The organism is Zhongshania sp., assembly GCF_041584495.1.
Taxonomy (GTDB): Bacteria; Pseudomonadota; Gammaproteobacteria; order Pseudomonadales; family Spongiibacteraceae; genus Spongiibacter.
Map to the genome: position 1 here is coordinate 1 of NZ_JBFHDY010000191.1, position 3945 is coordinate 3945.

The 3945-nt window shown below is 48.5% G+C and carries 3 protein-coding genes and 1 tRNA gene; all 4 read right to left on the reverse strand.

The features are described 5' to 3' along the window. Positions 1 to 259 precede the first annotated feature (259 nt). Positions 260 to 1534 (reverse strand): ATP-dependent Clp protease ATP-binding subunit ClpX, encoded by a 1275-nt coding sequence (gene clpX, locus ABYP33_RS17695; RefSeq protein ID WP_373092527.1) that lies wholly within the window; start codon positions 1532 to 1534, stop codon positions 260 to 262. Between the two features lie 119 nt (positions 1535 to 1653). Next, on the reverse strand, positions 1654 to 2286 hold the full coding sequence (gene clpP, locus ABYP33_RS17700; protein ID WP_008250075.1) for an ATP-dependent Clp endopeptidase proteolytic subunit ClpP: 633 nt from the start codon (positions 2284 to 2286) through the stop codon (positions 1654 to 1656). A 121-nt stretch (positions 2287 to 2407) separates the two neighbouring features. After that, the gene (gene tig / locus ABYP33_RS17705; RefSeq protein WP_373092529.1) at positions 2408 to 3736 is read right to left on the reverse strand and encodes a trigger factor; all 1329 of its coding nucleotides are present in this window, start codon (positions 3734 to 3736) and stop codon (positions 2408 to 2410) included. An 80-nt stretch (positions 3737 to 3816) separates the two neighbouring features. Beyond that, positions 3817 to 3901 (reverse strand) — tRNA-Leu (locus tag ABYP33_RS17710). Positions 3902 to 3945: the final 44 nt, after the last annotated feature.

The following is a 3945-nucleotide window of genomic DNA, read 5'->3' on the forward strand; positions in this document are numbered from 1 at the left end:
GGATCACCATATGGGGGTAAACCACCACATCGCGCAAAGGAAGCAGTGGCAACTCCTGTATTTCTCGCTTATCGGCCATTTAATCGCCTCGCATAATATTTATACAATCCGGACACAACGGATATTTCGCCTGCAATACAGACAGCTTAAACCTAAGATGGGGACTTAGCACAGTAAAAACAAGACTTGACTAGCAAAGATTGTGACAAAAAAGAGACTCGCCGCGAAAATAACTTCCGCGGCGGCTTTAGAGCGGGGCTTATTCTTCCGGAGCGACCTTGCGCTGCTCACTGTAAACCAAGATTGGCGCAGAATCACCCTTGATCACCGAGCCATCAATAACAACTTTGCTGACGTTTTCCATCGAAGGCAAATCGTACATAGTATCAAGCAGCACTGACTCTAAAATCGACCGCAGACCACGAGCACCGGTTTTGCGAGTCATTGCCTTTTCAGCAACGGAGCGCAAGCCGTCTTCCCGGAAATCGACTTCTACACCTTCCATATCAAAAAGCTTGGAATACTGTTTGGTCAGCGCATTTTTGGGCTCAGTCAGAATGCTGACCAATGCATCGATATCAAGCTCCTCCAGCGTTGCAATCACTGGCAGACGGCCAACAAACTCTGGAATCAAACCATAGCGCACCAAATCATCCGGCTCAACATCAGCCAGAATTTCACCAACATTGCGAGCTTCGCTCTTGCTCTTAACCTCTGCGCTGAATCCGATACCGCCTTTTTCAGAGCGATCACGAATAACGCGATCTAGGCCAGCAAAAGCGCCACCACAAATGAACAGAATATTTGAGGTGTCTACCTGCAAAAACTCCTGCTGGGGATGTTTACGCCCCCCCTGTGGCGGCACAGATGCAACAGTGCCCTCTATCAACTTCAGCAGCGCCTGCTGCACACCCTCACCCGATACATCACGTGTAATTGATGGGTTATCCGACTTCCGCGAGATCTTATCGATTTCATCGATATAGACAATGCCCATTTGGGCCTTTTCTACATCGTAATCGCACTTCTGAAGTAGCTTTTGAATGATGTTTTCAACATCTTCACCCACGTAACCGGCTTCGGTTAAGGTGGTTGCATCAGCAATAGTAAAGGGCACGTCAAGCAGTCGCGCCAAGGTCTCTGCCAACAAGGTCTTGCCGCTACCGGTCGGACCAATCAGCAAGATATTACTCTTGCCCAGTTCAATATCGTCTTTGCCTTTTTCGCCCACACGCAAGCGCTTGTAGTGATTATAGACCGCTACCGCGAGAACCTTCTTGGCGCGCACCTGGCCAATAACATACTGATCTAACGTATGATTAATTTCTTGCGGCGCTGGTAGCTTGTCGCGACCAGCTTCGCTTGCCGCTTCCTGCACTTCTTCACGAATAATGTCGTTGCATAGGTCAACACATTCATCACAGATAAAAACAGACGGGCCAGCAATTAACTTGCGGACTTCGTGCTGGCTTTTACCACAGAAGGAACAGTACAGCAGCTTGCCGTTTTCGTCTGTGCCGTCTTTGCTACTCATTCATTCCCACCTTGTTCTATTTGCATGGCGATATCCACCTTAGGGTAAAGATGACGCCTTTTAGCTATTTTTGCAAGTTTGCCCACTTAAGTGCAAACCTGCGGCAATATGTGATGCGCTTATTTGCGGTCAGTCAAAACTTGATCAACCAAGCCGTAATCACAAGACTGCTGAGCGTTCATGAAGTTGTCCCGCTCAGTGTCCTTAGCAATGGTTTCATAGCTTTGGCCCGTGTGCTGAGCCATAAGATGATTCAAGCGTTCGCGGATAATCAGAATCTCCCGCGCTTGAATATCGATATCCGTTGCCTGCCCCTGAGCACCACCACTGGGCTGGTGAATCATGGTGCGGGCGTTCGGCAGAATAAAGCGTTTACCCTTTTCGCCACCGCTCAGCAAGAACGCGCCCATACTGGCCGCCTGACCAATACACATGGTGCTCACGTTGGGACGAATAAACTGCATGGTGTCATAAATAGACAGACCTGCCGTCACCGAGCCACCTGGCGAATTTATATATAAATGAATATCTTTATCTGGGTTTTCTGATTCCAAGAACAGTAACTGAGCCACGATCAGATTAGCCATATGGTCTTCAACCTGACCAACACAGAAAATCACCCGTTCTTTAAGAAGGCGCGAATAAATATCATAGGAGCGCTCGCCCCGCGCCGTCTGTTCAACGACCATAGGCACCAAGCCTAGATTCGTAATAGAATTATTGTTTATACCGTCAATCGAGTTGCGCGACATAGTAAACACTCTTCCGTATCGTTAATGGGTAAGCGGATTTTTCGCCTACCAGAAAAAAAACAAGCGACGGAGCCGTAAGGCTCAGTCGCTTGTTCGCAGATAAGCAGAGCAATCTAGCAAATTAAGACGCGTCTGCCTCTTCCGCCGGTGGCGACATAACTTCTTCGTAGCTTAAAGTTTCTTCGCTAACCTTCGATTTTTCAAGCAATTTCTCAACCACTTCCTCTTCAATGACCATACCTTCGATCTGCTGAAGCTGCTGGGGGTTGCCCATGTAGTGCTTGATAATCTCGTCTTTATCTTCGAAGCTAGCCGCCATCTCTTCAAGAGCAGCACGAACCTTGTCTGCGTCAGCTTTAATGCCTTCGACGCTAATGAGTTCATTTAGCACCAAGCCTAACTTAACACGACGCTCCGCGTTATCACGAAAAAGCTCGTCGGGAAGAATGTCTGCTGCATTTAGCTTTTCAGCCATCGCGCCAAACTGCTGCATTTGCTGTCCGCGCAAAGCCTCAATCTCTTGACTAACAAGCGCTTTAGGCACCTGCAGATCAGAATGCACCTTTAGCACACCTTCCATGACTTGATTCTTAATGCGGGACTTAGTCGCATTTTTCAACTCCCGAGCCATATTTTTTTCTACTTCAGCGCGAAAAGCATCTAAACCGCCCTCTTTCACACCAAAAGCCTCAAACAACTCTTCATTGATCTCAGGCAATTCTTTGGCGCTAACAGAGTTCAAGATAATCTTAAACTCTACCGCAGCGCCCTTAAGGTCTTCGCTGTGGTAGTCTTCAGGAAAAGACAAGGCAATAAGCTTTTCTTCTCCGGCGGCCATCCCCTCGATTCCCGCTTCGAAGCCAGGGATCATACGACCAGAACCGAGCTCTAGATCAGAACCTTCAGCCTTACCCCCTTCAAACTCTACACCGTCTTTAGTCCCAAGGTAGTCGATATTAACCTTGTCGCCATCGGCTGCGGCGCGCTCAACAACACTCCAATCAGCACGCTGAGAGCGCAGATTTTCGATCATCTTATCGACATCAGCGGCTGTGATTTCGGCAACCGGCTTTTTCACGACAATCGAGCTGTAATCTTTGGCTTCGATTTCTGGGAATACCTCGAAAGTGGCGACAAACTCAATGTCTTTACCGGCTTCTAAACTTTTTGGCTCGATTTCTGGGCGACCCGCAGGCTTCAGCTCTTGCTGCTGAATGGCTTCGTAGAAGCACTCATTCATTACTTCGCCGAGCACTTCCATGCGCACCGACTGACCGAAACGCTGGCGAACCACGCTCATCGGCACTTTACCGGGACGGAAGCCATCAAGCTTAACGGTTTTTGCTGCTTTTTGCAGACGGCTATCAACTGCGCCATCTACACGGGCGGCAGGAACACCTACAATCAGACGGCGCTCTAGGCCAGAAGTCGTTTCAACGGAAACTTGCATCGATGATCCTCAAAACAGGTCTTATAAGCACAAATGGCCACTTCGGCATCGAAGCGGCCATTCATAAAAATTCTTTGAAATGGTGCGGATGGAGAGACTCGAACTCTCACGCCTTGCGGCACCAGAACCTAAATCTGGCGTGTATACCAATTTCACCACATCCGCACACCCGTAAACCGACTTAAGGTATTGAATTATCTCGGTTTACA

Excerpts from the sequence above, each read along its gene's own strand:
- clpX (WP_373092527.1), bottom strand. The coding sequence starts at position 1,534 with ATGAGTAGCAAAGACGGCACAGACGAAAACGGCAAGCTGCTGTACTGT.
- clpP (WP_008250075.1), bottom strand. The coding sequence starts at position 2,286 with ATGTCGCGCAACTCGATTGACGGTATAAACAATAATTCTATTACGAAT.
- tig (WP_373092529.1), bottom strand. The coding sequence starts at position 3,736 with ATGCAAGTTTCCGTTGAAACGACTTCTGGCCTAGAGCGCCGTCTGATT.